Consider the following 22707-nt stretch of genomic DNA (forward strand, 5'->3'; position numbering starts at 1 on the left):
ATATTTACTAGCATCATTGCCAACTTAGAAGGGGAGAAAACATGTGCTTACCTACTTTGCTTCGACATCAACCGCTCCGTCAGCATGTTCCACCGCGTTTTGCTGCAAAACGTGCATCTTTTATGAAGCGAACCAAACTCTTGGTCTCCGTCTTCATTACATTCATCGCCTTTGCCAATCGAACGATGGAGGGCCGACTCTCCGACTATCTCCGAAAACACTACAAGAACAAAAGTCGCGAAGAATACGATCGCGAGGGCTCGGACTATGGCATCCCCGATGAATCAGCCGAGTCACTGAACAGGCAAATGCTGCGCATTCTCCAAGATCAGCTCCCCACCCTCACTCCCCGCGAAGCCCTCTACATCAAACTTTCCGTCTTTCATGATTGGAGCACCCAACAAATTGCCGAAGCCGCCCAAGTCTCCGAACACACAGTCCGCTCCTGGAAAAAAAGTTTACGTAAAAAGTTGGCACCGTTGAGAGATGAATTGAAAAAACGTAAATAAGCAGTTAAAAAAATCGATCGGAAGCATAAACATTGCTGAGCCGGTCGATTTTTTATGCGTTCAAAAAGCTGAAACATCATATTGCGCAAAAAGAAACATCAGCGCATTGCCAATTGTTTTTTTAGATTATCCATTACTTATCATTTTCAAGGTACATAAAATTTAAATTAAGCCACAATCTGTGACTATTTCTTCTATTGCTACCCAAATCATTAACGATGGGTTTTCCTCATAGTATTCATATCCCTTATATTGTTTCAGCACAAATCTATTTTCTTGATTTGATTGCATGATCAGTTTTGACCTTCTAATAGCCGAAATCACATCAGATAATGATATTTTTTCAAGTACCTTATTGAAATTGTCTTTTTGTTTATATTGACCTAGATTTTCAAAATTTTCATTGAATGCTCTGTTGATCAAACGAAGATAATTTCTTCGATGTTCTAAGGATCAACCACAATTTTGCCTGTGAAGTACCATCCATAATTCAAAGGTAAGGTTGCTATAACCTGAGCGATACTTAATCTGTTTCAATTTTGATGCTTCTTTTAGCGAATCTAAAGTTCTTAAAAATTGGGTTTTATGACTCGCGCTATTACTCTCATAATCAAATAAGTGAGTAATTTTTATTTTTGAAATGTTGCTCATTGACTTGACTCGTTTTACTGGGCTTTTTTCAACTTTACTGTCGATGAATACCTTATATTTTGCATCAGGATTGCTATTTATTTGCTTTTGTAACCATTCCAAATACCATTTCTCTGTTTCGCCTTCAACTGTAAAATAAAAAGTATTAGTGAGTTTCCTAGCAGTCATGAGTTACACCTCATTTTCGTCATGCAAGAGTTGCTCAAAAATGGGCGTAAAATCTACATTTTTAATTGCACCATATCGATTAATGAAATAGTTTTTTAAATAGTCATCGTTTTTCCTCACACCATTTTGGCCCGCAGTACCAAAATCGGATAGAGAATAATGAATACTGCAATGTGTCTCGTCATCCCGCTCCACAAACTTGATTTCATCGCGCCTAAAGAGATTTGCGTTAAGAAAAATAGGATTATGTGTGTTAAAAATTAATTGAGCATTTTTCTTATTTATATCATCATTGTGAAAAAGATTAACAATATTCATAAGTGCCATAGGATGAAGAGAAGCATCAAATTCATCGATAACCAAAGTTGCCCCGTTAAGAAGAGCTCTCATGACAAGGGGAAACATCTGAACGAAACGTATTGTCCCGTAAGATTCAAATGCTTCAGCAGCCAGTGCAGTATGTCTATCGTTGAAAATCGAACATAATTTAGCCTCCGTACCATCCTCCGGTACAATATAGCCGATTGCATTTGAATTAATCCCGAAGATACCTGCAGCATCATTCAACGTTTTTTCAATATAAACCGTTTGCTTTTTAGGATCGGTAAATTTAGTTGTCGTATTCAGTGCGTCTGCTCGATAGATGACCATAAATTTGTTTTTCATCCAATCGCTGATCAAACTCACTATTTTTGAGCTAAACATTGTTTTAAAACCATTCATTAGAAATAATTCTTCATCATGGAGATTATTTTTAGCTAATGTAACCGCGCCCTTCATGTTCTCTTCAAGTTCATTAGCCAAATAATCCTTAATAACCGATAAATCGCCAAATTTGAGAATCGTATTTCTTGAGAAAATAACTTTTTCGTTAACCATTAACTTTTCATTTAATATTTTGCGGTTGTAATCACGCTCTAGAAAGTCGCCTAAATCAAGCGAAAGAAAATAATCAATCAAAAGCCCTTTTTCAGTGAACTGAATGGAAAAATCAACAGAACTCTTTTTCTTGTTTGTACTATTAGGTATTAATTCCAAATTAGTGACCGCTGTATTCGGTGTTGTGTGATCGCTCGTATTAGAAATAGTTCCGCGCAGAATAATTGCTTTAAAAACCTCCATAGCACTTATTATATTTGTTTTTCCGGAAGCATTTGGCCCATAAATAACAGCGGAACACAGACCTTTGATCTTTTTCGATGCAATTTTTTCGTTCAGAATACTATAGTCTAATCCTTTCTGTTTTGGAGCAGGTTCCATTGAAAAAATAAATTCATTGTTAAATGATTTGAAATTTTTTGCCGTAAATTTGAGAAGCATTCCCACACCTCCGATTTTGTGAATTTATTGCAATACATAAGGTCATTATACAATTAATCATGCACATGTGATCAATAATTTATTCTATTTTGTTAAAAATGCGTAAAATGAGCTTCATTAATATCTGATCATCATGGTTCGTTCCATACTAAAAATCGATGTATTACTGTGATTCAAGTGAAAGAAGCAAGAAAAAGTAAATCCTACTTTCGCAACTCTGCCTATGACATCCCCGATGAAGCTACCGCACCCCTGAACATGCAAATGCTGCGCATCCTCAAAGATCATCTCCCTACCCTTACCCCGCGTGAGCCCCTCTATATCAAGCTTTCCGTCTTTCGTGATTGGAGCACTGGGCAAATCGCCGAAGCAGCCCATGTCTCCGAACACACCGTTCCCTCCTGGGGAAAAAGTTTGCGTAAAAAGTTGGCCCCGTTGAGAGATGAATTGAAAAAACGCAAATAAGCAGTTAAAAAAATCGACCGGAAGCATAAACAATGCTGAGCCGGTCGATTTTTTTGATCTTCTTCTCTCTCGTTTTATCCACACATCCTGATATCCAATATTGCATCGTATAAACAAAAATACCTATAGATCATCGTCCCTGATCATCCATTTGGTATTTCAATAATTTTTGAAAAGAGGTGATGAATCATGGCTGGTAATACAGGCAAGGGCTATCGAAAAGGCGCTGTTGACAACAGGTCTCAATTCAAAGGACCGAATGGTAACTATGTCAAACGAAATGCTGACACCGGAAAATTCATGGATCAGAAAACGACATCAGGTAAATTCAAAGGAGTTCGTACCGAAAATAAATGAGTTATATACTATTAGCATAATGGTAAACAGCCTTATGCTCTTTTTATATAAAAAGAAAAGCACCTCAGTTTGATGTGACCCCCAAAAGTTGGACATAGTTTTAAGCTGCTTGCTCGTTGGTTGAAATCCGATAGTCAATCGGACTTTTACCGCCGATTTTTTCTTTAATCCTATATTCATTACAATACTTGATCCAAGCATGCAAAGCGCATTCGATGACAATCACACCAATAATCCGTCACATCAGATGCCAATACCACTACTCGCACAAAACCCCGCATACCTCTTCAACAATCACATTTAAAACTTCCTCTGAATCCACACCTGCCCTTTGCTTCTGTTTATTCAGCTTCTCTAACACGTCCGCCGTAACTTCAAACTCTTTCAACGATTCCCAGTCCACCAACTCACATCCGACGTTAGTCTTCAGATACTCAATCGTATTTCTGTCTTCTTGCATCTTTTGGCGGGTAACCAGTATCAAGGGTTTGTTAAATGATACAGCTTCTGACACTGTTCCCCAACCAGGTTTTGAGATGACGACGTCACTTGCAGCAATATAGTTCTGTGATTCCGTATCATCAGCAGGAATCTTATGAATGATGTCCCCTTCTATGTTTGTGTTGCTTGAGACAAGAAAAACACAGTTCCGGCTGCTCCACAGTTTGTATGCAGCGAGATTGCCTGCATCTATCTTCATGCCTAATCCAAAAAAGACAATGGTTTTGTCGCCGGTTGGATTAAGAGCCTTTCTTATTTTATCTACTGCTTCATCCTGCGGGTTGCGTGAAAAAAAACCAAATGATCTGTTGCCCTTTCTTCCCCATGCTTCTTCACTGCTTCCCGCTAGAGCAAAGAAGTAATCCATGCTCGAGTAGCATTCGTATACGGGCTGCAGGTCAGCAACGGGCAAAAGATCTTTATAGGCTGTATACCATGTAAAATTGGATATGCCGACCGATGGAATAGACATTGCCCGCGCAGCTTTAAAGGGGGCTGGGGGAATATCACCGATCACAAGATCCACATGATGATCCTTCAGGAATTTCTCTTCCCTTTGGACAGTAAATGGGAGTTCACTAATAAACTTTCGATACTTTATTTTGAATTGATCACAATCCGGGGTGAGTGAACGAGGTTGCAGGACATAGCCTATATCATTACTTATCTTTCGAAGCGTAACTCTTTCTGCTGCAATCAGATCATTCAATGATTGATTCAAAAAATCATAAGCAAAAGCGTTGCAAACAATAATTCGAATTTCATTCTTCTCGCACAATCTTTTGATCACCGCAGTACTCCTTGATGCATGACCAAATCCATACTCCGATATGTAATAAGCGATTGTTTTCAAGAAATCACTTCTTTCGTACTTTCATTGCCTTTGATACACGTCAATGTCACTCATATGTGCGAGCTCTCGTTACCAAATAATAAAGAAATGAAATTGATCGAGGATTTTAATCATCCTCTATTCTCACACAAATCCAAAAGCAGTTTCTTTTCCTTTTCCGTAATTACTTTTGGAGTCAATGTTTTGTCCTTAATGGCTTTAAGTTCACTGTCTCCACTAGCTGCTTTGGTCGCAAAATAGCCTTCATCTGCACCGTATGAAGTTATTTTCTGCAATAATGCTTGATTAAAGATAAGTGGTGCAGTCAAAATCTTAGAAAAATTTCTGCTTCCAATAACGATCACTTCGTCGGATTGGGCGCTGCAATGCAGTCCCTTTATTTCATCAAAATCTTTCTCTTTCTCCAATAGTTTTTCCACATAGAAATATGATGTGATGTACCGGCTGTTCCCAATACGCGTATTGAAAAAAAGGTAAGACCCGGGCGTTAGATGTTTTTTCAAAATGTTTCCGTGTTGATTACTATCCCCGTAAACCAGCTTTGTGAAATCAGGATCAACATGACCTGTTTGTGCCTTTTCACTGCTATACGTAATGATAATATGTTCTAGCATTTGCAAAACCCTCCTCTAACTTCTAATCGCATTGGCAGAATCATTCATTGATTCCTTTAGAGCTGATTAGATTAAGTATCTTATTCTACAATACAAGACAATATCCTGTTAAAATTCTTATTTTCATTGATTTTTTTACCCTCTGTATGTCGACGATTGTACCAATGAACAACAAGCCCATTCACAACTCAAGTCCCCTAGCTAAACCATGAGCACCTCTCCTATTTCACCCTTTTTCTGAGCGTTTCGTTCACAGATAAGTAATCATTCACTATCTTTTCACATTTTTCTTATATTTAGTAATTGTATCTTGCTTATTTCCCTGCATAATAGATTTATAGGCGGTTCGGCATAGACGAAGCTTAAGAAGGCAGCGGAGATGTGAACAAGCTTATGCGCGGTCGGAGGCGTAATGTTCCGCCGCAAGCATGATCAATCTTATTCTATTGGAGGCGTAATGATGAACAATGGCAAAGAAGCATTTATGCATGCATGTGCAGAGGCGATTTCGGCTTTGGACACGAGCAGTACGCACTATCTGTTTGAGCTGAAAAACGGTGAGCAGGTTTATCAGGCAAAAACGGATCACCTGTCCATGGTCAATGAAGACGGATCGTCGGCAAAGTTAATCGGAATGCTGCCGCCGGTATTCATCCGCAGCTACCACGCAGCTATGCATCACCATTCCGACCACGCAGAAAACTGGATTCACCAAGAATTGGAAAAATTCCTGACAGCCTTCAATGACCCAAATTACTGTTTCTGAATTCAGCGCGCAGCACAGAACCTTTCTTCACGCGTTACCTCATTCATCAAGTCACCAGTACAGGAAAACAAAACATTTAATCAAACACCGTCACGATCATTCGATGCAAACCGCACATTGATGCAAAATCATTGTTGAAAAAGTTGAAAAAGGTATCTTTGTATTCCTATCAAATCCCCTGCACCTTTTCGATGGTGCAGGGGATTTCGTTAGCACCATCCATGCATTCCAACTCATCAGCTTCGCCGCTAAGCGAACAAAAATATCTTCTCCATATTTTTTTCGATCCTCCCCACCATTTTTCACCCTTGCTCCCTATTTAAATAACATAGAGCAAGAAACACCACGAACTGCTTCATCCCTCGCCACTTCCTCTTACTCCACGTAACACTACATTCAGCTTCAACCCAAAAACTGAATCCCCGAAAGGAGCCCCACATTTATGCCGTTTACCGACTATTTTGCTGCCCCGTTCGAACCTGAGTGCTATGCCTTCGAAAGACTGATGCGAAAGTATGAACCGAAGATCCTGAAAACCACCAGCCAATATGCCAACAGGTATGCCCGCTACCTCTACTGCTACGCAGATCGCGAAGATTTACTGCAAATCGCGAGCTATGCATTCTCGGAAGCCAATAACAAATTCGATATCACAAAAGTCGACGCGGGCAAAGATCCGGAACATGTGTTCATCGCCTTCGCTGCTCGAACCATGGAAGGCCGACTCTCCGATTACCTCCGAAAACACTACAAAAACGCAAGCCGCGAATCCTACGATAGCAACGACTCATCCTATGACATCCCCGATGAAGCTACCGAACCACTGAACATACAAATGCTGCGTATTCTCAAAGATCACCTCCCAACCCTCACTCCACGCGAAGCCCTCTACATCAAGCTCTCCGTCTTCCATGATTGGAGCACTGGGCAAATTGCCGAAGCCGCCCATGTCTCCGAACACACTGTTCGCTCCTGGAAAAAGAGTTTACGTAAAAAGTTGGAACCTTTAAAGGATGAATTGAAGAAACGCAAATAAGCAGTTTAAAAAAATCGACCGGAAGCATAAACATTGCTGAGTCGGTCGATTTTTTATGCGTTGAGCCCCTTAGTACTAACGGCAGGGTATTTGAAGTCGAATGGTGTCGACCATTCACTTTCCAGCAAAATCTCCATGCTTTTTTAGGAGTTTCGGCTGTGTTCATCAATTGGTCACATTTTGTACACTAGAAACAAACCACAAGACTTTCCAGTGGCCGAATTCATCTATAAATAAGTCTTCTCTTAAAGATACAGTAAAAAACAACCATTATGTTGTCTGGATTTCTTATGACCAAATGCATCCATACAAGTAATTATATAGACCTAGTATTATCGCATTATTTTGTCAAATTTGTGAACAGGCAGGTATTAACTATCTAATTTTTCAAAATAAATATTCCTATTTATAGAATAATTTAGTATTATGAAAACAAGGAGGTGAGTGAAGCATTAACGTGATAAAGTCGTAAGAAACCCTCAGTGAATCATAAGGCGCTTGATTCACTAGCACATCCTCGCATGGTCAAAGCATGTCCTCGTAAAAACTAAGCAATTCCTTGCATGAATGGTCGGCGGATCCCAGCTGCTGATCCTGCCCGCTTCCTCGAAGCGCCAACCGCGCACCTTACCGGACAGGGAAACATAGAACAAGTCCACATCGATTTTTCTCACCTAGTCAGTCACACCGCACACCTGCATTGTCGCACTTCTCAACAGATTCGATACCAAAGATTTAATCAAAACGTACGCACGTCACGCATGTCTCAAGCGAACATTTCGTTCGACTGATCGATAATAGTAGAGCAGCCGTCCCTTGTTATGAGACGACTGCTCATTTTTTAGTCCACCCACTTTGCTACAAAACATTTAATACATAATTGATCGGATCTACAATCAGACTGAATCCCCCCACTCACCTGCTCCGTGACCAAACAGGAACAGGTGAATCAATGAACAATACCCCAACCCAGAAGAATCCTTTCGCAACACCTTTCTTTTAATCACAACTCCTATGTATTTATCGGACATCTCCGTGTCAATCAGATTGCGCGATAAAGAGATGCCCCTTTTTTAACTTCTCGATTAGTCGCTTGAACTCATGTCCTAAGGACAATACATTCGGCAATGACCGGACAGATGTAACCACTACATATTTTTTTCGATCTTCCTCACCATTTTTAAACCATGCCCCTATATAGAAAACATAGAGAAAAAATACACTACGAACTGCTTCATCCCCCTTCACCGCCTCTTTAATCCTCGTAACACACATTCAGCTTCGCCAAAAAAACTGAATCCCCGAAAGGAGCCCCACAATTATGCCATTTACCGACTATTTTGCTGCCCCGTTCGAACCTGAGTGCTATGCCTTCGAAAGACTGATGCGAAAGTATGAACCAAAGATCCTGAAAACCACCGCTCAATATGCCAACCGGTATGCCCGCTATCTCTACTGCCACGCAGATCGCGAAGACTTGCTGCAAATCGCGCGTTATGCATTCTCGGAAGCCAACGACAAATTCGACATCACAAAAGTCGATGCGGGCAAAGATCCAGAACATGTGTTCATCGCCTTCGCTGCTCGAACCATGGAAGGCCGACTCTCCGACTACCTCCGAAAACACTACAAAAACGCAAGTCGTGAATCCTACGACAGCAGCGACTCCTCCTATGACATCCCCGATGAAGCAACCGAACCAATGAACATGCAAATGCTGCACATTCTCCAAGACCATCTCCCTACCCTTACTCCACGCGAGGCCCTCTACATCAAACTTTCCGTCTTTCATGATTGGAGTACTGGGCAAATTGCCGAAGCCGCCCATGTCTCCGAGCACACCGTTCGTTCCTGGAAAAAGAGTTTGCGTAAAAAATTGGAACCATTAAAAGATGAATTGAAAAGACGCAAGTAAGCAGTAAAAAAAATCGACCGTTCAGCAGAAACAATGCTGAGCCGGTCGATTTTTTATGTGTTGAGATCTCTAGTCCTAACGGCAGGGTATTTGAAGTCGAATGGTGTCGATAATTCACTTTCCAGTAAAATCCCCATATTTTTTTAGGAGTTTCGGCCGTGTTCATCAATTGGTCACATTTTGTATACTAGGTACAAACCAATAGACTTTCCCCCTGTTCCTTCCGGAAACACATTATATTTTTGCGTTCTCTTATAAAGCTCCATTGAATGTCTCTTATTCTGAAGGTGATAAAATGATAATAAACATGGTTGGCTCAGGCTCTGCCGGCGATACACAAACCTACGATGCCGAATCGCTGATCACAGCCGCAAAAGCACATGCCAAACATTACCAAACACTCAGAGACCAATTCCATACACTGCGCCAAGCCTTCCAACAAATCTCAGGACTCGGCCCTGATTTTCAGGGGAAGGGCGCAGAGGCCATCAAAAGGTTCTATGCCGCGCAGGTGAATGTCGTCGACGCATGGATACGGCTGATTGATAAGAAAATCGCCTATTTTCAGGGTATTTCCGGAACAATCCAAGATAAAAATCTTGGCGGTGACACGCAAATTCATATCCCCTTCTTGAACGATGATTTGTCCATGGGCTACGCGCGTTCCAAAGAAATGGTACGCGAGCAGCGAGATGACATCGCTAAGATTCTGAGCAGTATTTCTGATCTTGTACCAATCAATATCTTTTCGAACCACGATGTCGATCAGGAGCTTGATACCGCAGATAAAAAACGCGCGAAGATGGTGCTCGACGTTCAGGATCTCGATCAGTCCTTGACCAATGAATACCGTCAAATCACAGAGGATCTGCCGCATATCCAAGCGCTGTACGAAGAACTGATTCACTCGACTCGCCAAGGTGCAAATGTTCAGCCCATGCATTTTAACGCTGACGTATATCATCACAGCAATGCTTATCAACTTGAAGAACAAAGAATAAAGAAGGATCATCTTTATCTGGGTTTAAATGCACAGCAAAAAGAAAAGCTCCAGATGACAGTTGGGACATCTTCACTCATAGATCGTCTAACAACAAAGAAGCTGGAACCAAAATTAAGACTTTACGTGAATAAAGCAAAAGAAGATTTTAAGAAGGGTTTAATCAGCAAGAAAATGCTTGATTCCATTATGTCCGGAATCCTTAATACAGGGACCGCTTTTATACAAAATTCTATAGAAACAAAACTAACCGATGAAGCTTCAAAACAAATTGCTTCTTCTGTAATCACATGGATACAGAAGAATACCACTCATTTTGTAGATCGTGGATTGGTTGGTGCCACAATTTCTGGCGGATCCACCACTATCCGTGAGGCACCAACCTTATTAAGTAGTGCAATTAGAACTGGTGCTACTTATGGAATTCCAATTGTGGGTTCTGCAATCGATTTTAGTGTGCAAATGTATCGAGGAGAAGATGCCAAGGATGCCGCAATCAAGACTGGTGGGCATCTTGGAGCGGGGATGGTTGGTGCTGCGATCGGATCATTAGTTCCTGCTCCTGGAGTTGGAACAGTTATTGGATTCGCTGTCGGTGTCGCTGGTTCTATGGCTTTCGATTGGGTTTATGATCATAAAGATGAAATTGCTCATCAATTCATAAAAATAGGTGAAGGCGCTGCCCATATGGAAAAGAGTATTGTACACTCAGTAATGGAAAACCACAAAGAAATTGGTGAAGCAGTTTCCGGTTTCTTCGGAAATTTAGGATCTGCTTTCAATTGAAAACAGGAAGTGAAAAAATGACTCGTCGACTTATACCTTTTTATAGAGAAATGGACAAAAACAATCCGGGATTCACACTTTTTTGGGATAAAAACTCAGGCAGAGTTTACAAGGCTTATCATAAAAAAGTGAATCAACTAATCTATTGGATAAGCTTTGCACTGGTTCTTGCTGTGCTGAGAAGCATCCAATCACTGGATCTCCCCCTGGGCTCTCCGGTTATTTTGACCCTCCTGCTTCTTTTGGAATTAATTGCAAGTTTTTTCATTGGTAGAAAATTTTATAAAACTTATTACTTTAAAGAATTAAAAGAAATATTTGTTGATAAAGCGATGTTTCAGGACTATCTCACTTCAGGTAAGACTATGCTTAAGACGGATTTAATTGTTACCGTTAGTTTACTTGTCGTTTTTGCACTCGCTTTAGTTTTGTTTTTACTCACCTATTGGATTATTTGGTACTTATTATCATTCCTAATGCTTGTACTTACTGATCATATGTTATGCAGCTTCTCTCGAGACAGATTCAAGCTTTACAAACATGAGTAACTAGTTATCCGCACCAATGGTTAACTAATTTGAAAGGGGAAATCACGATATGAATGTGCTGCCTATCGGAAGTGTCGTTCGTCTGAAGAATGGCGATGTCAAACTAATGATTTTAAATCGTGCCCCACTATACAATAAAAATGGGATCATCGGATACTTTGATTATTCAGCTTGTATCTATCCAACCGGTAAAGTCGAAGAACAGGTCTACTTCTTTAATCATGAAAATATAGAAGAAATATATTTTGAGGGCTATATAGATGAAGAAGAGGAATTATTTCAAAAACAGTATCAGTTAAAAATGAAAGATATCCCTTATGAAAGATTTAAAATAGAGGTAAGTGTCAAGTAGGTGTGGTTGACTCCGTTCGGTTTTCCATTTTTAATCCAAATCGAAGACGCGCATCCTGTCTCTCCTATCTTTGAAAATCAGAGAAGTGTGTACGCCGTGATTTCTTTATGTGCCTGACGCTGCTGGATGGACAGATCATCCAACAGCCAGTTGACTGCCTTAAACAGTGAAGCCGCTTTACTATGGCCTGCAATGAAAAAAAACGCCACTTAGCAGAATGCTGTGGCGTAACGATAGTGATCTTCCTATGAGGAAGTATTGAAACAAGCAAATTCCTATTCAATATTGGCGTGGTGAGCTTCCATAAAATTTTCGTCTCTGCCAAGGGTTTGAGTTAACGACAATACAGCTGTTTCAAGTGTGATAAATGCCGTCTGTTCAAAAAGTGCACCCATTGGTTGTTTTGAGGTGCGTTCCTTGGAAAACTTCGTATCCGTTGGGATGAGCACGCTGATGTCTGTTTCCTGAGCAAGTTTCGAGTTTATATTGGTGGTGACAACAGCTGTTTTCCCGCCAAGTTTGTGGACCTTCCTAAGGTTTTCCAGTAATGCGGAACTATTGCCAGAACCAGATATTATGAGATAAAGATCTCCCGTCTGGATAGGCGGGCAGCTGATTTCACCAATCACATGGGGTTTTAAGCCCAAATGCAACAACCGGTTGGCAAATATCTTTGCTACGAGTCTTGAACGCCCGCGACCATCAAGAAATATTGCATCTACCTCTTGGATCGCAGAGAGCAGTTTCTGTAGTGCGATAGAGTCCAATTGGACATCCGAGATCTCACTCAGAATGAGTTTGAAATTCTGACTTGGATTATTCACGTTTCTCAGACCCCCAGTAAAGACAAAATATTTTGTTCTGGGTTTTCAGCTTTGACAATATAACCACCAGAGACATACTCATCAACATGTGCACTAGCTTCTTTCAATTTTCTCAACGTCTGATCCGTAATGCCGCCGTCTATTTCGATTTCGAACTGCAAGTCGTGCTCCTGACGAATATTATTAAGTTCTTCGACTTTTTCAGCCATCCCCAACAGAAAGTGAGAGGCACGGTGACCTGGAGCGGTCGTCATCACCAAGACACGATCCAAATGCGGAAGAATTGGCATAATACTTGATACGCCTCTCGATGGGCTGAGTGCCACACCGAATTGAACACCAGCCTCATCAAGCTGCTGCGCAATATAGAATAGATCTCCATGTGCATCTGAGTGTACTGTCACGCTTGACGCACCGGCTTTAATAACGGTGTCTAGCAGAGCTTCAGGCTGTGTTACCATCAAATGAACATCTAAAAAGAAGTTGGTGTTGGCGTGTAGCCATGAGAGCAGACGATCGTTTAAGCCCATATCCGGCACGTAATGACCATCCATCATGTCAATGTGCAATCCGTTAATATTTGTTTTTTTAAACAAGTCTAGTAGACTCATCATCTTGTCTGGGGTTGCATCAAGGATTGATGGATAGATGGTATTACTCATGTGTTGTTGTCTCCTTTCGAAGTTTCTCACCAACTGCTCCAGAAGGATGATTCAAGAGAAAGTCCTTTCGTGAATAGTCCGTGTTTTCCATGACCAAAGACGCCACCACGTCAAAGATCGAGATGACTGCCATGGTGCTGACAGTTGCCAGGAGGTTGAACGCATCAAGCTCACGATCGACATGAACGTTTACGACAAGATTCGAGTGTTGTGCAAGAAACGAATCCGGGTTTTCAGTAATAGTCACAATTGAAATACCTTTAGTCGCGACATTCTCCACAAAAGAGGTTAGCTCTTTGGTACTGCCACCTTTTGAAATAAAGATCATAACGTCATCTTTCTTAACTGCGCCCAAAGCGCCATGTACGGCATCGGATGGATTCATGAAGAAAGCGCTGATGCCAACAACACGTAGTGTGTGAACAGCCTTATTTGCCGCCATTGCTGACGTTCCACAACCAGTTAGAAAAATGTTGCCCTTGGTCTTTTCTATGAGCTCAACCAAAGACTGCAGCGAATCATGTGAAATGGATTGGCTCAACTTCGCAATCTCTTCACCTTCCAGCGTGAATAAAGAATTGATTTTTTTATCGTTTTGATCCATATCATTCATCCCCTTGAATCACAACGCTGACGGTGCGATCCCTTTTTCGTGTTTGATCAAAATCTACAAAGAAGATTGATCCAACCGAGCCCCTCATTAGCTTGCCGTCCTTAATGCCTAAAGTTACACTGTTACCCAACAAGTCTGCGCGAATGTGTCCATCAGTGTTTAACATGGTCCACTCGACTGCCGGGTAAGCCGGGTCATTTTTCTTCATCCCATAGGCAATGTGCTTAGGGCCAGGGCTTAGATATGGGTAATTTTCTGTGGATTGCCGAGGAACGATCTTGTCTAGAACATGGTTAATGTCGACATGAAGATAATCATCCCCGTAGTAGTTGCTATCATGCATATACTCGTCAAAATAGACTGAACAGGTGGTATGAGCTGTTTGTACTAAACAGATTCCATTCTTAATTTTACTTTTGTCAATGGCTTGCTCTACTTGTTCCGTGACATTGTGATAAGAAGGACGGTCTGCCACAGTACTAATCACAAAATCTTTAAAATAAGCCGTCAATTCCTGACACATCCTCACTTTTATGCTTCGATTTCTTTTTTGACCGCACTAAAAACTTTATCTGCACCCAAGCCAGTCAACAGTGCAACACCATTGATAACCTTGTCTTTGATTTCATTTGGAACAACTGTGGTGCTAACAACGATGTCATAATTACCGTTAGAAATGTTAGTTACTTCATCACCAATTGCTGATTGTTTAATTGAGACTTGGCTAACCAATCCTTCCTTTTTCAACCAACTTTCTACCTTTGCCCGAACAACTGTTGAAGTCGCATGACCTGCACCACACATAATCAACATCTTTTTCATGATTAACCGACCTCTTTTTCTTGAGAATTAAACTTCTTAATGATGTTCACGTAATACAAGAGACCTAACAATATGCCGATGATAACGATAATACCAATGACACTTAAATGCTGTCCGGTCCAAACCATCAAAGCATTTGGCCACAAACCAGCCGAAACGAAGGATACGGTACCTTTGCTGCCGATATTGTAATTAGCCAACTGAAATGCCTTAGTAACTGTCGGTGCCAACCAAGTGGATAGATAAAGCATCGGAATCGTGTAAACTGCCCCTCCAATCAAAGAACGGATGATGTTGCCACGGAAAGCGGAAACCATGATGGTGAACACGAAGACGAACAATGTTAGGTCACCAAAAGGTAACACTTTGTTGCCTGGCAAGATAACAGCTAGGAACAATGCGACCGGGATCATCAACAAACTCGTAGACGTAACTGCCGGATGGCCAACCGTCAATGCAGCGTCCATCCCAATGTTTACGGTCTTGCCATGCAAGTGCGTTTGAGTAAACGCTTGAGTTGCTTCGGCAATTGGTGTCAGCGCTTCCATAAACATTGAAATCATCTTTGGCAATAGTTTCAAGACAGCGGCCATTTCCATCCCTAGACCAGCAGTCTTAGAAACGTCATAGCCAGCAAGGATCCCAATGCCAATACCGATAATCAAACCAATGACAAGTGGATCGCCAAACACACCAAAGCGCTTCTCAATTTTTTCCGGGCTGGCATCAATTTTGTTGAAGCCAGGGATTCGATCAAACACCCAATTCAGTGGTAAAGCTAAAAGAACCGGTGATAGCGCCATTAAGTGTGTGACTGAAATATCCGGAAGGCCAAAAAACTTGCTGACCATAGGTTGCGTTAAGTCCGCCAACAATAATTGCATCAAGAATGCAGCGACCATTGCAAGCACACCAAACAGGTAGTTGGCGGTGACGCCCCATATCATCAAACCGATAAAGGTTGGTTGCCACAGGTTCCAAACGTCAATGTTTAGCGTCTTAGTCAGCCCCAGCCAAACCAAAATCAGGTTTAACCCAAAGGCTATTGGGATAATCAAGACACCCATGGTTGATGAAAATGCCAATGGGCCCCCGGGACCAGACCCAAGATCAATGATGCTTAATGACAGGTCGTACCGGGTTACCATGAGCTTAATAGCAGGTCCCAATGAAGTCTGAAGCAGGTTCACCACCATGTTCAATCCGATGAATCCAACGCCAATGGTAATACCTGAAAGAAATGCTTTTGATGGTTTTAAACGTACACAAAGCCCCAGTGCAAAAATAATGATCGGAATAAATACGGTTGAACCTAGATTGATAAACCAATGAATCGCATAAGCTATCATTTCTATTGCCTCCCTACTCGATATTGTTTGTTTTCAAGACTTGCTTTACTTCGGCAACATCATCGCTTTGAAGTAATTTAATTAGAGCGTTTTCATTTTGGAAAACCGCCATCAGATTGCTTAGGAGCGTCATTTGGTCGTGAGGCTTACTCATTGCAATCATGAATACCAGTGAAACTTCCACTTTTTTGTCCGGATCCGTCATATCTTTAAAGCTAATCGGCTTTTTCAGCGATGCAAAGGCAATTTGTGATTGATTAACATATTTAGAATCAGTGTGTGGAATAGCTACCCCAAGTGCTTTTGTCTTTAATCCCGTAGGATAAGTTGCTTCACGTTCAAGCACGTGTTTACCGAAGTCACGCTTAACGATGCCCGCTTCTGTTAATCTGATAGCTATACGCGAGATAATATCCGTTGAATCCTCTGCTTCTTGGTGAAATAGCATAATGTCACGGTCAAAAAACATAACACTCCTCCTTTCTAACTGTTGATCAAGTCCAACAGGTCTTCCGTGTCTTGAAGACCTACAATCATTTGGACTCTTGTCTTGTTTTCAACTAGGCGATATATATCTAACACCAAATCATGGTAAATCGTGATTGACTTATTGGGTACACAAATCAAGATCACCACAAACACATTTGTGCTGTTCCATTTGACAGGCCTGTTGAGAATCAAAAAGGCAACCGAAAGACGATTAACCGTTTCTGGAGCTGCATGAGGCAAGGCAACACCACTTTCGATTTCGGTAGGTCCAAGCCGTTCTCTTCGAAGTAGTGATTTACCGAACTCATGGGTAACTCCACCATTATTCTCCAAGACCTTAATCAGGAACTGTAAGGCTTCTTTTCGGTCTTTGACGGAGTCTTTCCAGAAGATCAACTTTGAATCCCCTAATTTACTGAGTACAGGATAATGTTGTTCCTCATTACTTGACTGCGGCCGAATCAAGTAGGATGCGTAAGCTTTGAGTAACTTTTCCTGATCATTTGCATCAAATAGTGGGGAGATCCTAATAAAAGGCACTTTAGAAACAAGCCCTGGAATATTGACACCAACGATCAAACCAACATCTGATAAATCAATTGACTTAAAAGTTGTGAGATTCGTCCTCAAAAACAGGGTACCATCCGGCAAGAGATGCTTGATCTGACCCATAACATAATCACGTAGTTGACCATGCTGATTGAAAATGACCAACACACGACGAATTGGAATCGACTGATTAATCGCAACGTGAAAGTAAATAGTAATAAACGATACTTCATCATCACTTAGTGTTATCTGGTAACGTTCTTCAAGAAACGAGATTGCGTACCAAGTCATTCCAAACAAGGCAGGATACTGTGTTTTAATGTCTTTAAACAGCGGATTCTTAACCAACAAACCTTGCTTAAGGCGAAGAATCATTGCTGGAATGTGGTACATGAGTTGTTTCTCAAGGCGTACTTTGTTTAAAAATGGCATTCCTTGAACATCTTCCATACGCGCAATTAATTCATCGATGATCGGTTGGTAGTTCTGGTCTGCCGGAGCGGAGTCGTTACTCATCCGGTAAGCTGAGAGATTTCGTGCGAGCCATTCTTTGTCAGCGATAGTGAATTGAAGACGCAGTGCTTGACTGATTTGGTTCAAGATCGTTTCAGCTGCTTTTGCAGAGCCCGTAAGAGTAGACTTTAACTGATCAGTAAAATGGAAGCCAAAACATGCACGTTGCGTTTGAACTAGCGAAATCACCTGAAGAGCAAATTTGTAATAGCTTGGTAGTTCAACATACCACGGTTTGTCTGGATCAAATATTGTTAAGACACTTTGTACAACCTTTTTGGGGAAGAACAGTGAAAAATATGTGACCTCCCCAGCTTTTCTCGATTCAGAAGCATCTACAATGAAAGTTGCTGCGGCAGTTTGGATGTTTTCTTCTTCTCCAATCGCAATCAACTCAGAACCGTTAGAACAGATCTGCAAAGATGACGTTTCAATTGTGCTATTAATCCGATCAACGTCATTCAGAATGGAGGTTTTGCTAATCCACCAACGTTCAGACAGTTCCTTTAGCGTCAGCTGTTTGCCCTCTAAAATAATCTCTTTGGCCAGTGCAATACGCCGTTGCCTTGGGCTAAACTCTTCTACCTGTGTTTTGCGCTCACTAGCATCCATAAATTTCCGAATTATACGTTCACGTTCTAAGATTGTTCCTTGAATTCGTAAACCCAACCCCCTTTTCACATCTAACTTGAGAGATGTGCTCTTTAATGTATTGAGGAGCGTATCAGCATCTTTGTATATCGTTTTGGTTGATACGTGGAAACTATCCGCAAGATCTTTTGCGGGAATGAATATTCCAGATGAACTTAAATTGATTAGCAAGTCGACTTGTCTTTTGTTCATGAACTACCCTCCTCATATAGAAATGTACCACTAGAGGAACATGTATGCGATTACATTTAAAGCCATTAACTTGTGGAACTTTTAACTATTGCCGGATTTTCAGGCTTTACACTGAAATCAATTTGAAACTTTATCGTAATTGTTATCGATGCTTGACGGTTACACTTATCCCGCTGTAAGCGTCAAATGGCCCACAACTTTGACTAGGTGTGGGCATGATTTATGATTGGGAAGATAATTTGCAGTAGTCTGGAAGACTTGAGGACCAGGGGAGTAGCTCATCAAGCGTCTCATTGGTCTGGTCTTCAAGATTGGGCAACTGTTCAAATAAATAGCTGAGGTATTGAAACGGAATCAAACCATTTTCTTTGGCTGTTTCGATGAGACTGTAAATGGTGCTGCTGGCTACAGCGCCTCTTGGCGTATTGCTAAATAGCCAGTTTTTTCGTCCCATCACAAAAGGCTTGATCGAACGCTCAGCTCGATTGTTATCCAGCTCCAAACGGCCATCTTGTAAAAAGGCAACGAGCTTATCCCATTGTGTCCGGCAATAATGAATGGCTCGACCTAAAGCACTTTTAGGAAGAACTCGAGGAGCCTGCTTTTTCAGCCATGCTGAAAAAGCCTCAACGATAGGCTCGCTCAGCTTGAGACGTGTTTGGTAACGTTCTTTATCGGAAGCATCAGACTTTTTGAGGTCTTGTTCAATTTTAAATAATCGATTACAGTACGCAAGCCCTTCTTTAGCGAGGACAGCCGAATCTTTAGCTGAATCCGGCAAGGCTTTTAGGGCCTCACTGAATTTTCTTCGCGCATGCGCCCAGCATCCGACCAAGGTGACGTTTTTAAGCGCATGATAACCGGCGTAGCCATCCACGTGGAGATAACCTTTAAATTCAGCCAAGAACCGAACGGGATGTTTACTCGCTCGCGTCGTTTGATAATCATACAAAACGATGGGCGGACCCTGGGTTCCGGTTCGATAGAGCCATAGATAGGACGTCGAGGTCGCTGAACGTCCGGGTTCTTTCAAAACCTGCAACGTGGTTTCATCTTATGTAGAGTGATATATTATGTAAAGTTGAGGGTTACCATGCCGCGCGGACACGAGGTATAAGGCGTAACCACTCAACATAATTATTTAGATATTTTCCCGAAGCCAGTCAATTAATGCTTCTTTTTCACCATCACTGTATTCTTCTACAGTCTCGGTAATTAGAGTACCAGCCTGCTCAATATATTTTCTCTTCAGTTCAGGACTACATCTTGCATAAATTTCCGTTGTGGTAACTGATGAGTGTCCAAGAAAATCCCTAATATATATGAGGTTCACTCCATTTTCAAGAAGATGCATTGCTTTGGAATGTCTCAATATATGCGGATGTAGCTTAGACGGAAATAAATCTGATCTTGCTTTGTGTGCTATTTGTCCATATTTATCAAGTACATAGGACACTCCTGACCTTGACAAGGTTTTATTATATCTGTTAACAAATACTGGGTGAACCGTGTCATCAATACCGGCGGAATTCAAATAAGCTTTTAGAATGTTCGCGGCATTGATACTTATAGGGACCACTCTTGATTTATTTCCTTTTCCTGTTAGAGTAAGCGTGTTTGGACTTCGAAAGGCAATGTCACCAACTCTTAAATCTATGAGTTCCTGAACTCTGCAACCCGATTCGTACATTAAAGCAATCATTGCAAGCTCGCGAATACCTTGCATAGAATGACTGTTAGGCATTTTGAGGAGATATTCAATGGCTGCTCCACTTAGATATTCGACAGATTTCTGTGGTGCTTTCTTTATACGTATTTTTAAGACTCCCTGACACAAGGCACTTTCCTCCGGGCTTCGGCGTATGACATAGCTACAGAAAGCTTTTAACGCCGCAAGGCGTTGGTTTCTTGAACGAATACTGCAACATCTCGATTGTTCCAGCCAATCCAAAAATCCAGTTATATTATCTGCATTCAACATATCCATTTTAAGTTTACTGATCTTGCAGATGCCAGCTTCTTCAAGATACTTATAGAAAAGTATGAATGCATCCCTGTATGATTTAATGGTATTGATTGACAGGCCTGCCTCTCCACTAAGATATTCAGTAAAGAAGCTGGTAACATAATAAGATAATTCCTTTTTGCGCATAATTACACCTCCGGAAAGATCTTTTCTGCATTTTCGTGGCTAAACTGAAGGATATCAATAAAGTACTGTTTAGTTAAACGCAGATATTTTTCTGTCGATTCCACACCTTTGTGACCAAGATAGGTGCTGAGGATTGGAAGTGAGCAATAAGGATCCATACCTTTACGAATCATTTGTTCTAGGGCATGGACACTGAAGGTATGTCTTAGATCGTGGACTCGCGGGTACCTTCCGGTACTTAACTGGGATATGCCAGCTTTCTCCTCCAGCCTTCTAAACTGATTCCTGATCGTTGTTGGAGAATATCTTTCCTTGTGAAGTGCTGGGAAAAAGTGTGGATTTCCCATTCTCACAACCTTTGAATTATAGATAGATAAATACTGTCTTAGTGATCCAGATACTGGAACTAATCGGGAAACATTATTTTTTCCCTTCATAACGACAAGAATTCCGTTATCTAGATCAACGTGTTCACATTTGAGAGCAAGAGCTTCACTCACACGTAAACCACATCCATATAACACACGGATTACCGCAGGATATATATAAGGGGTGTTTACAAATTTATTCTTGTTTGGTTTGATTGCGTCAGCTTCCCGAAGGATTCGGTTCATTTCATCTTGGGTAAAAATATATGGGACAAAATTTTTTGAAACTTTAACGAGCTCCTTCGGGTAGACAAAGGCGGATATACCTCTCAAGTTTAAGAATAAGGCAAACTGTCTTATATGAGATTGCCTTGTATGAAGGGTTCTGGCACTTTCATTGTCATTTTTTGTTGCATATGCTTTAACCAGTTCTGGTTGTAAAGCCAGTATAGGATCTGATTTCGAATGAGCATATATAAAACGAAGCATCCTGTTTACTTTTGACTGTTCAACGTACGAATACTTGAATCCTAGGGACTGTTTATAATTTACATACTCCAAAGCAATGTCACGGTAGGCCTTAGGAAAATTGAAGGTATCATATTGTTTCACAAGGCACCTCCAAAGCAAATTGTCTTAAAGCATCAATATCAATATTAAGATACATTCTCGTGGTGTTGATGTTCGAGTGCCCTAATGCTTCCTTAATTACATGCATCGGAGTGTTGTTATGGAGCATGTTGCTTGCCAAAGAATGTCGCATAGCATGTGGACCATGTTTTCGCTCCGAAATATCAATGTTAGCCTTTATGAAATACTTAGAGACCACATGATGTATACAAGAATTAGTCAAAGGTTTCCCACCATTTTTAATGCCAATAAAAATGTAATCTGAGTTTGTTTTGGGACGTTCATTTTTAATGTAATCAATTAATGCATATTTGATATTTTCCAACAATGGTAACTGATTGAAAGTCTTAGTCTTATACTGAACAACCTCAATTGTATTGCGTTCCCAATGGATATCCGACATTTTTAATCGGATGATGTCACTGGAACGGATACCAAGTTCCGCAGCGAGTAGCAAAACGACAAAGTCCCTTTTTCCATAAGATGTGCCTCTGTCTACGGAAGAAATGGTTCGTCTGATTTCCTCAATGGAATAAAATGAAAGTATACGTTCACGTTTGTTGGTAAATATGACTGGAAATAGTTCATTGCCTGAGAACAGGGTAAGGTTTCTGGTGTGTAAAAAATTAAAGAAGTGACGCAAAATAAACGTGCGTCCACTTATAGTGGAAGAAGATAATTTGGAAAGGGAAGATAAATAACCGGTAACATTACTTTGATTACAGTTCTGGAAATTTCTTACGTTACTATCGCCAAGATGATTCATAAAAGAAATAATCGTGATTCTTTTGGATGAAATAGTCAGTGGGGATAGTTTTCTGAATTCCTCTAGGTTCAGGTAATCTTCTAAGATATCCGAATAGGTCTCATACCTTAGGAGAATTTTCGTCGTTTTTGCATGCATTTTGATGCACCTCCCATTCTAAAGATAGCATCAAAATGTTATGTTAAGTTATATTTCCATAAACTGTACCCAAATACCAGGCGTACAGCGACCTTTTTAAATTAAATAAGAGTGACTCAACATAATAAATGACTCTTCATAAGATGAA

General features: G+C 40.9%; 26 protein-coding genes and 1 pseudogene. 9 read left to right on the forward strand and 18 right to left on the reverse strand.

Features of this window, described 5'->3' with window-relative positions; all coding sequences use genetic code 11:
* The first annotated feature begins 41 nt into the window (after positions 1-41).
* Complete coding sequence (locus BM003_RS12970) at positions 42-509, forward strand: sigma-70 family RNA polymerase sigma factor (protein ID WP_093673761.1); 468 nt, start codon at positions 42-44, stop codon at positions 507-509.
* Positions 510-671: 162 nt separating this feature from the next.
* Here BM003_RS12970 and BM003_RS17870 read toward each other — a convergent pair whose 3' ends face one another.
* From BM003_RS17870 to BM003_RS12980, 3 genes are read right to left on the reverse strand one after another with little or no spacing between them, the layout of a single operon-like run.
* A complete protein-coding gene (locus BM003_RS17870; protein ID WP_218143263.1) occupies positions 672-932 on the reverse strand; it encodes a hypothetical protein in 261 nt (86 codons plus the stop codon).
* Positions 933-962: 30 nt separating this feature from the next.
* Positions 963-1328 (reverse strand): RloB domain-containing protein, encoded by a 366-nt coding sequence (locus tag BM003_RS17875; protein WP_218143264.1) that lies wholly within the window; start codon positions 1326-1328, stop codon positions 963-965.
* Positions 1329-1331: 3 nt separating this feature from the next.
* Positions 1332-2648 carry an AAA family ATPase gene (locus BM003_RS12980; protein ID WP_093673763.1) on the reverse strand — a complete coding sequence of 439 codons (1317 nt, stop codon included), beginning with the start codon at positions 2646-2648 and terminating at the stop codon, positions 1332-1334.
* A 168-nt stretch (positions 2649-2816) separates the two neighbouring features.
* Between BM003_RS12980 and BM003_RS17405 the strand changes: the two genes are divergently transcribed.
* Together BM003_RS17405 and BM003_RS17710 are read left to right on the forward strand one after the other, a co-directional pair.
* A complete protein-coding gene (locus BM003_RS17405; protein WP_143128470.1) occupies positions 2817-3113 on the forward strand; it encodes a sigma-70 family RNA polymerase sigma factor in 297 nt (98 codons plus the stop codon).
* Between the two features lie 189 nt (positions 3114-3302).
* The gene (locus BM003_RS17710; protein WP_177184789.1) at positions 3303-3470 is read left to right on the forward strand and encodes a hypothetical protein; all 168 of its coding nucleotides are present in this window, start codon (positions 3303-3305) and stop codon (positions 3468-3470) included.
* 259 nt (positions 3471-3729) lie between these two features.
* Here the strand turns inward: BM003_RS17710 and BM003_RS12990 are convergent, their stop codons facing one another.
* Positions 3730-4761 (reverse strand): glycosyltransferase, encoded by a 1032-nt coding sequence (locus tag BM003_RS12990; RefSeq protein ID WP_093673767.1) that lies wholly within the window; start codon positions 4759-4761, stop codon positions 3730-3732.
* A gap of 173 nt (positions 4762-4934) precedes the next feature.
* A complete protein-coding gene (locus BM003_RS12995) occupies positions 4935-5438 on the reverse strand; it encodes a hypothetical protein (RefSeq protein ID WP_093673769.1) in 504 nt (167 codons plus the stop codon).
* Between the two features lie 460 nt (positions 5439-5898).
* Between BM003_RS12995 and BM003_RS13000 the strand changes: the two genes are divergently transcribed.
* From BM003_RS13000 to BM003_RS13030, 6 genes are all read left to right on the forward strand, one after another.
* Positions 5899-6204 carry a hypothetical protein gene (locus tag BM003_RS13000; RefSeq protein WP_093673771.1) on the forward strand — a complete coding sequence of 102 codons (306 nt, stop codon included), beginning with the start codon at positions 5899-5901 and terminating at the stop codon, positions 6202-6204.
* A 442-nt stretch (positions 6205-6646) separates the two neighbouring features.
* Positions 6647-7240 (forward strand): sigma-70 family RNA polymerase sigma factor, encoded by a 594-nt coding sequence (locus tag BM003_RS13005; protein ID WP_093673773.1) that lies wholly within the window; start codon positions 6647-6649, stop codon positions 7238-7240.
* 1321 nt (positions 7241-8561) lie between these two features.
* On the forward strand, positions 8562-9155 hold the full coding sequence (locus tag BM003_RS13015) for a sigma-70 family RNA polymerase sigma factor (RefSeq protein ID WP_093673777.1): 594 nt from the start codon (positions 8562-8564) through the stop codon (positions 9153-9155).
* A gap of 295 nt (positions 9156-9450) precedes the next feature.
* On the forward strand, positions 9451-10941 hold the full coding sequence (locus BM003_RS13020; protein ID WP_093673779.1) for a T7SS effector LXG polymorphic toxin: 1491 nt from the start codon (positions 9451-9453) through the stop codon (positions 10939-10941).
* 17 nt (positions 10942-10958) lie between these two features.
* Positions 10959-11489 (forward strand): hypothetical protein, encoded by a 531-nt coding sequence (locus tag BM003_RS13025; protein WP_093673781.1) that lies wholly within the window; start codon positions 10959-10961, stop codon positions 11487-11489.
* A 49-nt stretch (positions 11490-11538) separates the two neighbouring features.
* The gene (locus tag BM003_RS13030; protein WP_093673783.1) at positions 11539-11841 is read left to right on the forward strand and encodes a DUF4176 domain-containing protein; all 303 of its coding nucleotides are present in this window, start codon (positions 11539-11541) and stop codon (positions 11839-11841) included.
* A gap of 77 nt (positions 11842-11918) precedes the next feature.
* Here BM003_RS13030 and BM003_RS18120 read toward each other — a convergent pair whose 3' ends face one another.
* The 13 genes and pseudogenes from BM003_RS18120 to BM003_RS13090 all read right to left on the reverse strand — a co-directional run bounded on the left by BM003_RS18120 (position 11919) and on the right by BM003_RS13090 (position 22559).
* The gene (locus BM003_RS18120; RefSeq protein WP_281242910.1) at positions 11919-12050 is read right to left on the reverse strand and encodes a hypothetical protein; all 132 of its coding nucleotides are present in this window, start codon (positions 12048-12050) and stop codon (positions 11919-11921) included.
* Between the two features lie 66 nt (positions 12051-12116).
* On the reverse strand, positions 12117-12665 hold the full coding sequence (gene hxlB / locus BM003_RS13035; protein WP_093673785.1) for a 6-phospho-3-hexuloisomerase: 549 nt from the start codon (positions 12663-12665) through the stop codon (positions 12117-12119).
* 5 nt (positions 12666-12670) lie between these two features.
* Positions 12671-13327, reverse strand: a complete 657-nt coding sequence (locus tag BM003_RS13040) for a ribulose-phosphate 3-epimerase (protein ID WP_093673787.1) — start codon at positions 13325-13327, stop codon at positions 12671-12673.
* Positions 13320-13931: a KpsF/GutQ family sugar-phosphate isomerase gene (locus tag BM003_RS13045; RefSeq protein WP_093673789.1), complete on the reverse strand. Its 612-nt coding sequence runs from the start codon at positions 13929-13931 to the stop codon at positions 13320-13322. The genes BM003_RS13040 and BM003_RS13045 overlap by 8 nt, the downstream gene beginning before the upstream one ends.
* Before the next feature lies 1 nt (position 13932).
* Positions 13933-14463, reverse strand: coding sequence for a YjbQ family protein (locus BM003_RS13050; protein WP_177184790.1), 531 nt, complete (start codon positions 14461-14463; stop codon positions 13933-13935).
* An 8-nt stretch (positions 14464-14471) separates the two neighbouring features.
* Positions 14472-14762, reverse strand: a complete 291-nt coding sequence (locus tag BM003_RS13055; protein WP_093673793.1) for a PTS sugar transporter subunit IIB — start codon at positions 14760-14762, stop codon at positions 14472-14474.
* A gap of 2 nt (positions 14763-14764) precedes the next feature.
* A complete protein-coding gene (locus BM003_RS13060) occupies positions 14765-16111 on the reverse strand; it encodes a PTS galactitol transporter subunit IIC (RefSeq protein WP_093673795.1) in 1347 nt (448 codons plus the stop codon).
* A gap of 13 nt (positions 16112-16124) precedes the next feature.
* Entirely contained in the window at positions 16125-16580 is a 456-nt protein-coding gene (locus tag BM003_RS13065; RefSeq protein WP_093673797.1) for a PTS sugar transporter subunit IIA, read from the reverse strand.
* Between the two features lie 14 nt (positions 16581-16594).
* A complete protein-coding gene (locus tag BM003_RS13070) occupies positions 16595-18505 on the reverse strand; it encodes a BglG family transcription antiterminator (protein WP_093673799.1) in 1911 nt (636 codons plus the stop codon).
* 220 nt (positions 18506-18725) lie between these two features.
* Positions 18726-19559: pseudogene (tnpC, locus tag BM003_RS13075) on the reverse strand (IS66 family transposase); the annotation flags it as partial.
* An 87-nt stretch (positions 19560-19646) separates the two neighbouring features.
* Positions 19647-20657 carry a tyrosine-type recombinase/integrase gene (locus BM003_RS13080; protein WP_093673801.1) on the reverse strand — a complete coding sequence of 337 codons (1011 nt, stop codon included), beginning with the start codon at positions 20655-20657 and terminating at the stop codon, positions 19647-19649.
* A 2-nt stretch (positions 20658-20659) separates the two neighbouring features.
* Positions 20660-21637, reverse strand: coding sequence for a tyrosine-type recombinase/integrase (locus tag BM003_RS13085; protein ID WP_093673803.1), 978 nt, complete (start codon positions 21635-21637; stop codon positions 20660-20662).
* On the reverse strand, positions 21624-22559 hold the full coding sequence (locus BM003_RS13090) for a site-specific integrase (protein ID WP_093673805.1): 936 nt from the start codon (positions 22557-22559) through the stop codon (positions 21624-21626). Before BM003_RS13090 ends, BM003_RS13085 begins: the two co-directional genes overlap by 14 nt.
* Positions 22560-22707 lie beyond the last annotated feature (148 nt).

It is taken from the genome of Sporolactobacillus nakayamae, from assembly GCF_900113325.1.
Classification (GTDB): Bacteria; Bacillota; Bacilli; order Bacillales; family Sporolactobacillaceae; genus Sporolactobacillus; species Sporolactobacillus nakayamae.

Bases quoted from the DNA above. Each gene is read 5' to 3' on its own strand.
- BM003_RS13065 (WP_093673797.1), bottom strand. From the start codon at position 16,580: ATGTTTTTTGACCGTGACATTATGCTATTTCACCAAGAAGCAGAGGAT.
- BM003_RS12980 (WP_093673763.1), bottom strand. From the start codon at position 2,648: ATGCTTCTCAAATTTACGGCAAAAAATTTCAAATCATTTAACAATGAA.
- BM003_RS13090 (WP_093673805.1), bottom strand. From the start codon at position 22,559: ATGCATGCAAAAACGACGAAAATTCTCCTAAGGTATGAGACCTATTCG.
- BM003_RS13050 (WP_177184790.1), bottom strand. From the start codon at position 14,463: ATGTGTCAGGAATTGACGGCTTATTTTAAAGATTTTGTGATTAGTACT.
- BM003_RS13045 (WP_093673789.1), bottom strand. From the start codon at position 13,931: ATGGATCAAAACGATAAAAAAATCAATTCTTTATTCACGCTGGAAGGT.
- BM003_RS13030 (WP_093673783.1), top strand. From the start codon at position 11,539: ATGAATGTGCTGCCTATCGGAAGTGTCGTTCGTCTGAAGAATGGCGAT.
- BM003_RS13000 (WP_093673771.1), top strand. From the start codon at position 5,899: ATGAACAATGGCAAAGAAGCATTTATGCATGCATGTGCAGAGGCGATT.
- BM003_RS12970 (WP_093673761.1), top strand. From the start codon at position 42: ATGTGCTTACCTACTTTGCTTCGACATCAACCGCTCCGTCAGCATGTT.
- BM003_RS13040 (WP_093673787.1), bottom strand. From the start codon at position 13,327: ATGAGTAATACCATCTATCCATCAATCCTTGATGCAACCCCAGACAAG.
- BM003_RS12995 (WP_093673769.1), bottom strand. From the start codon at position 5,438: ATGCTAGAACATATTATCATTACGTATAGCAGTGAAAAGGCACAAACA.
- BM003_RS13080 (WP_093673801.1), bottom strand. From the start codon at position 20,657: ATGCGCAAAAAGGAATTATCTTATTATGTTACCAGCTTCTTTACTGAA.
- BM003_RS13055 (WP_093673793.1), bottom strand. From the start codon at position 14,762: ATGAAAAAGATGTTGATTATGTGTGGTGCAGGTCATGCGACTTCAACA.
- BM003_RS13015 (WP_093673777.1), top strand. From the start codon at position 8,562: ATGCCATTTACCGACTATTTTGCTGCCCCGTTCGAACCTGAGTGCTAT.
- BM003_RS13025 (WP_093673781.1), top strand. From the start codon at position 10,959: ATGACTCGTCGACTTATACCTTTTTATAGAGAAATGGACAAAAACAAT.
- BM003_RS13020 (WP_093673779.1), top strand. From the start codon at position 9,451: ATGATAATAAACATGGTTGGCTCAGGCTCTGCCGGCGATACACAAACC.
- BM003_RS13060 (WP_093673795.1), bottom strand. From the start codon at position 16,111: ATGATAGCTTATGCGATTCATTGGTTTATCAATCTAGGTTCAACCGTA.
- BM003_RS17875 (WP_218143264.1), bottom strand. From the start codon at position 1,328: ATGACTGCTAGGAAACTCACTAATACTTTTTATTTTACAGTTGAAGGC.
- BM003_RS17710 (WP_177184789.1), top strand. From the start codon at position 3,303: ATGGCTGGTAATACAGGCAAGGGCTATCGAAAAGGCGCTGTTGACAAC.
- BM003_RS13070 (WP_093673799.1), bottom strand. From the start codon at position 18,505: ATGAACAAAAGACAAGTCGACTTGCTAATCAATTTAAGTTCATCTGGA.
- BM003_RS13005 (WP_093673773.1), top strand. From the start codon at position 6,647: ATGCCGTTTACCGACTATTTTGCTGCCCCGTTCGAACCTGAGTGCTAT.